Raw genomic sequence first — 1,377 nt, forward strand, 5'->3', positions numbered from 1 at the left:
AACACATCCATCGTAAAATTCTTGGATAATTTGTCTAATTTGAATTTCACTTATTTTAGCTTTTTTGGATAAAACAGCGCAAACTTCATTAATAATTTGCGTACTGATTAAGATATTTTACCTGCTAGTTAAAGCGGTCGCTAGATTGTGTTTTCGCATTTCTTCAGCATCGTTACACTCTGGGTCTATTAAAAGACGGTATAGCCAGATGTTAGAATCACAAAAATAAAGAGAATTGGTCATAATTATAGCTGATGAATTTCTTCCCGATTTAATTGACGAATACCTTTAACAGCAACGGGATTTTGAGTTAATTGGGCAATGATTCCAGTGGTTGATATTTTTTTATTTTGTTTGATCACAATAACTTGAACTTCGCTGTCTTCCCTCAAGTCCTGTTGGTATTCTTCGGGAATTTCGATAATACCTTGTTTGATTTTGGCTTTAAATTCCACTGCATTTAACATATTGTTGCTCTCGATCGACTGTCTATTAAGATTAATTATAGCCCTCTTTATGGGAGTGCCTCTAATACCAAGAGTGGGAAGTGGGAAGTATGGCTGTACCGTTGACTGTATCTAGAGTAGTTTATTGGTTTTACATTGCTTTAGCTCAAGCTCTGTAAGACTTTTAGCCATAGCTACTATATTTATAGGGGGGAAGTTCAGAAATAAGGCAAATTCGTCAATCAGAATATTTTCATGGGTGGCGATAATCTGTTTAACCCGAACTCAGGCAATGTTAAGATTTATTTTGCTAACTACTTTTTGGCTATTCTTTGCTGTACAATCCCGGTATTGGTCTGCCATCTAATAGACAAGGTTCTCTCCACTCTTGCCTGTTGTGTGAGTTGTTCCCTGTCATAATCTAGATGTTTCCATCTCTAGGGCTGGGTGGAGAGGCGGTAATGAGTCCTCAATTCTTTATCTTTAATCAGTCGCAAGATTAAGGTAAAGTGACCTTGAGCCAATTTTATTTTTTTATTGTTCCCTAGCTTTCGTTCCCCTGAAATACAGTTAGCTCGCACAATCCAAGCGAGTTAATTGGTCTAGTTGTACTTAGGAGACAAGAAAGACAATGGTTAACCCGATTTTTTCCGATATATTTGACGGCAATCTCCTCGACAATAACACAACTAACGGTTTTGACTCCGATGATCTTATCGTTCTTGATAACGGTAATGACACTTCTAACGGTGGTGCTGGCAATGATTTAATCTATGGTAATGGGGGCAAGGACACCCTAGTGGGAGGCGCGGGGATAGATACCCTCAACGGCGGTGACGGTAATGATGTCATCACCTCCGATGGCGACGGCGGAACCTATCGGGGCGATGGGGGTAACGACACCCTCTTTTCGGGACTTGGCCCCGAAACT

The 1,377-nt window shown here is 39.8% G+C and carries 2 protein-coding genes; one reads left to right on the forward strand and one right to left on the reverse strand.

The window, feature by feature from the left end; translation table 11 throughout:
• Nucleotides 1-245 precede the first annotated feature (245 nt).
• A complete protein-coding gene (locus PX636_RS15130; protein ID WP_002766724.1) occupies nt 246-467 on the reverse strand; it encodes a hypothetical protein in 222 nt (73 codons plus the stop codon).
• A gap of 610 nt (nt 468-1,077) precedes the next feature.
• Here PX636_RS15130 and PX636_RS15135 point away from each other — a divergent pair.
• Nucleotides 1,078-1,377 (forward strand): calcium-binding protein (locus PX636_RS15135; RefSeq protein WP_288117714.1); only part of this gene is annotated, 300 nt, incomplete at its 3' end.

Origin of the sequence: Microcystis sp. M53598_WE2 (genome assembly GCF_030067735.1) — a bacterium.
In the GTDB taxonomy this organism is placed as follows: Bacteria; Cyanobacteriota; Cyanobacteriia; order Cyanobacteriales; family Microcystaceae; genus Microcystis; species Microcystis aeruginosa.

Bases quoted from the DNA above. Each gene is read 5' to 3' on its own strand.
- PX636_RS15130 (WP_002766724.1), bottom strand. From the start codon at position 467: ATGTTAAATGCAGTGGAATTTAAAGCCAAAATCAAACAAGGTATTATC.